The following is a 4513-nucleotide window of genomic DNA, read 5'->3' as shown; positions in this document are numbered from 1 at the left end:
TGAGTTGTAGAAGATGAACTCGAGGATCACGCGGTGACCGCCCTGCTGTCCAGCACGACCACCCCGCTACACCACTATGAGGGACTCAACTAGCTCGGATCCGGTCTACCTGGAGCGTAAGGAACAGGGGCTTATCGAGTTGCGGGGAGCGCATGAGTACGAAGAACGCCCGGGGGCTAAACGCTCGGTCCTCATCTTTCTCATCGCGATCATCGCCGTGGTGACCTATGCGGCGCTCATATCGGAAAATCTCCACATCATCTCCGATCCGACACTGCCGCGGACCGAGGCGATCATGTCGATCATGCTCGCGGCGGCGATGGCCATTACGATCCTGTGCCGTATCGACCCGTCCGAGATTCTTGGAATGCAGACCTTCCGTTCCGGTATGTCGGCGTGTGTCTGCGTCCTTGGGGTGGCGTGGCTAGGTACGACGTTCGTCTCGACGCATATGGAGGCCATTACTGCCTTTGCCGGCTCGGCCCTGACTGCCTATCCCTGGTTGCTTGCCGTCGTGCTGTTCTTCGCAGCGGCACTGCTGTACTCCCAAGCCGCGACAACCAAGGCGCTCATGCCGACGGCGATCGCGCTCGGCGCGAGCCCGATTGCGGCGATCGCGGCCTTCCCGGCGGTCTCGGCACTGTTCGTCCTGCCGACGTATCCGACGTTGCTGGCTGCCGTCGAGATGGACGATACCGGCTCTACCCGCGTCGGACGCGCGATCTTTAATCACCCGTTCATGATCCCGGGCATTGTCAATATTGCCTTGGCCGTAGGACTCGGTTTCCTCTTTGGCTCGCTTATGCTCTGAGCGCGTGATCGGAAAGGATCTCAGCGGCTTCATCCACGGAATCCACTAGGAAGATGGATGAGGCCGCTGGGCCCGACGATACGACGGCATACAGTAGCGGCCAGGCGGGCAGGACGCGGGTCCAGTAGTCACGGTCGATGAGGACCATCGGGGCTACGGCCTCGGGCGGCGAATAGTGGTTTTCGCACGCGTCCTGGAAGATTTCCTGGACAGTGCCGGCGTGGCCTGGTAGGAAAGCGATTCCGGCGTCGCAGATCTCGAGCAGGATTGACTCGCGCAGGGCATTGGTGAAGTACTTCGCGGTATGCGTAGCAAACAGGTTGGGCGGCTCATGGCCATAGAACCAGGTTGGAATGCCAAGGCTTGGCGTGCCCTCGTAGTCGCGAATGAGGTCGAACGCGACGCGCGCCCAGGCCGTGGCATCGGGCACGAAGCTCGGCGCGCTCGCCAATGACTCCAGCGCATTGTGCAGGCGGGTGCCGTCAGCGGTGAAGAATGCGCCGAGATTCACGGCCTCCATTGCGCCTGGTCCGCCGCCGGTGGCGACGGTGAGGCCCTGCCGGGCGAGGACCTGGCCGAACCGGGCTGCTTTGGCATACTGGTCGGAGCCACGCTGCAAAGCGTGGCCGCCCATGACTCCGGCGATATGGGGTGCGAAGACCCCACGACTTTGGATATCGGCCAGGGCATCGGAGATACCGTGATCGTGCAGCGCTGTCGCGAGCGTGACGCGAACGTCGCCGCGGGTGTCTTGGCGTTTGGTCCACGCATAGACCTGCGCGTCGAAGGTAGCCTCGTAGCCGCCCTCGTCTAACCCGGCGTAAAGCTGTTGCGGCGTGTACAGGCTGGCCCGGTACATGTTGAAGGGGATGTCGCGGATCCGGGGGAAGACGAGGCCGCCGCGAGCCCGCAGGGATTCTTCGTCCGCCTTAGTGAGCGCGCAGCCGAGGAAGATCGCGCCCGGCGGGTTAAGCGCGCGCAATTCTGCGGAGCGTTCGCGTAGGTCGACTCCTTGAATGTGCCATCCCGACATTTTCTTGGCTCCTCGAGCAACGAGTTCGTCGAACTTCTCGAGGGTTTCGATATCGGTGGCGCGTGGTTGGCGGGAGTAGAGCGATTGGGACATGGTGGCCTTTCTATGCAGCAAGCGGCCTGCAGACCGTGAGGTCGGCAGGCCGCTGTGCGCTAGGGACGCGCGTTAGGCGTCGCCGTCAACGTTGCCGGATTCGCCGGCGTTGACGTTGAACAGGTCGTACTTCTCGATGGCCTGGCGGGCGGCATCACCGTCAACCTGGCCGGACTTGCCCAGCGCCTGCAGGGCTCGCGCCACCATCGAGTGCGAGTCGATGAAGAAGTGACGACGTGCAGCGGCGCGGGTATCGGAGAAGCCGAAACCGTCGGCACCAAGGACGAAGTAGTCGCCCGGTACCCACGCACGAATCTGATCGGGCAGCATGTGGTCGTAATCGCTCGTGGCGATGAAGGGACCTTCACTGTCAGACAGCTTGGCGGTGACGTAGGGCGTCCAGGCTTCCTCCTCGGGGTGCAGGAAGTTGTGCTGCTCGGCTGCGATCGCGTCGCGACGCAGCTCGTTCCAGCTCGTGACGGACCATACAGCCGCGTCGACTCCCCAGTCCTCGGCGAGGATTTCCTTGGCATGCATCGCCCACGGCACGCCAACGCCAGAAGCCAGCAGCTGGACCTTCGGGCCGTTGCCGGAATGGTCGGCGATGCGGTGGATGCCCTTGATAATGCCGTCGACGTCAACATCGTCCGGCTCGGCAGGCTGCTGGTACGGCTCGTTGTACACGGTGAGGTAGTACATGACGTTCGGGTCGCGATCGTCCTTGCCGTACATGCGCTGCAGACCGTCTCGCACAATGTGCCGGATCTCGTAGGCGTAGGCCGGGTCATAGTGGACCATCGACTCGTTGGTCGCCGCGAGGATCGGGGAGTGGCCATCCATGTGCTGGGTGCCTTCACCCGCGAGCGTAGTCTTACCTGCCGTCGCGCCGATGATGAAGCCGCGCGCCAGCTGGTCGCCGGCGGCCCAGAACTGGTCTCCCGTGCGCTGGAAGCCAAACATCGAGTAGAAGATGTACACCGGGATGAGCGGCTCACCCTGCGTGGCGTAGGAGGTGCCGACGACCTGGAACGCCGCGGCGGAGCCGGCCTCGTTGATACCAGTGTGCAGGATCTGGCCCTGCTCGCTCTCCTTGTAGCTCAGCATGAGGTCGTGGTCGACGGCCGTATAGTTCTGGCCGTGGACGTTGAAGATCTTCGCGGTCGGGAAGATCGAGTCCAGACCAAAGGTCCGTGCCTCGTCGGGGATGATCGGGACGATGCGACGCCCGATCTCCTTATCCTTCATGAGCTCCTTGAGCAAGCGGACGAAGCCCATCGTCGTCGCGACTTCCTGGCTGCCGGAACCCTTCGCGAGGATCTGGTAGGGCTTGTCGCCGGGCAGCGTGAGCTCGGTCGAGTTCGGTGCCTTGCGTTCCGGCACGAAACCACCGAGGGCACGCCGCCGCTCGAGCATGTACTGCAGCGCCGGATCGTCCTCGCTCGGCCGGTAGTACGGCGGCTGGAACGGATCGGCTTCGATCTGCTCGTCGGTGATGGGGATGTGGAGAAGATCGCGCAGGGCCTTCAGGTCCTTGATCTTCATCTTCTTCATCTGGTGCGTGGCGTTACGGCCCGCGAACGAGGGGCCGAGGCCGTAGCCCTTGATGGTATGCGCGAGGATGACGGTCGGCTGGCCGGTGTGCTCGGTCGCGGCCTTATAGGCGGCGTAGACCTTGCGGTAGTCGTGGCCGCCGCGCTTCAGCGCCCAGATCTGGTCATCGGTCCAGTTGGCGACGAGCGCCTTGGTGCGCGGGTCGCGACCGAAGAAGTGTTCGCGGACGTATGCGCCGTCATTCGCCTTAAACGTCTGGAAGTCGCCGTCCAGCGTGTTGTTCATGAGGTGGACGAGTGCGCGGTCCTTGTCGGCGTTGAGCAGGGTGTCCCACTCGCGGCCCCAGATGACCTTGATGACGTTCCAGCCGGCGCCGCGGAAAAACGCTTCCAGTTCCTGGATGATCTTGCCATTGCCGCGGACCGGGCCGTCGAGACGCTGCAGGTTGCAGTTGACGACGAAGGTCAGGTTGTCGAGCTGCTGCTGTCCGGCGAGCTGGAGCATGCCGCGCGATTCGGGCTCGTCCATTTCGCCGTCGCCAAGGAACGCCCAGACGTGCTGCTGGGAGGTGTCCTTGATACCGCGCTCGTGCATGTAGCGGTTGACCCAGGCGTTGTAGATCGCCTGCGACGGGCCAAGGCCCATGGAGACCGTCGGGAATTCCCAGAAGTCCTCCATGCGGCGCGGGTGCGGATAAGACGGGATGCCGCGGCCACCGGCAGGGCGGGAGTATTCCTGACGGAAGCCATCGAGGTCGGCTTCCGACAGGCGGCCTTCGATGAAGGCTCGCGCGTAGTTACCGGGGGCGGCATGGCCCTGGAAGTAGACCTGGTCGCCACCACCGGGGTGGTGCTTGCCACGGAAGAAGTGGTTGAAGCCGACCTCATAGAGCGTCGCAATCGACGCATAGGTCGAAATATGGCCACCCACGCCAGTTGAGTCCCTCATAGTGGTGTAGCGGGGTGGTCGTGCTGGACAGCAGGGCGGTCACCGCGTGATCCTCGAGTTCATCTTCTACAACTCAC

Annotated in this window: 2 protein-coding genes and 1 pseudogene; 1 reads left to right on the top strand and 2 read right to left on the bottom strand. The window is 63.3% G+C overall.

What is annotated here, in order from left to right:
* The first annotated feature begins 76 nt into the window (after positions 1-76).
* Complete coding sequence (locus BSZ39_RS12140; RefSeq protein WP_083603340.1) at positions 77-811, top strand: anaerobic C4-dicarboxylate transporter family protein; 735 nt, start codon at positions 77-79, stop codon at positions 809-811.
* Here BSZ39_RS12140 and BSZ39_RS12135 read toward each other — a convergent pair.
* Both BSZ39_RS12135 and aceE read right to left on the bottom strand, forming a co-directional pair.
* Positions 801-1937, bottom strand: a complete 1137-nt coding sequence (locus tag BSZ39_RS12135; protein ID WP_073717581.1) for an LOG family protein — start codon at positions 1935-1937, stop codon at positions 801-803. The genes BSZ39_RS12140 and BSZ39_RS12135 overlap by 11 nt on opposite strands.
* 72 nt (positions 1938-2009) lie before the next feature.
* A pseudogene (aceE, locus tag BSZ39_RS12130) lies at positions 2010-4433 on the bottom strand (pyruvate dehydrogenase (acetyl-transferring), homodimeric type); the annotation flags it as partial.
* Positions 4434-4513 lie beyond the last annotated feature (80 nt).

Origin of the sequence: Bowdeniella nasicola (genome assembly GCF_001907295.1) — a bacterium.
Classification (GTDB): Bacteria; Actinomycetota; Actinomycetes; order Actinomycetales; family Actinomycetaceae; genus Bowdeniella; species Bowdeniella nasicola.
This window is presented reverse-complemented; position numbering and strand designations above follow the sequence as displayed.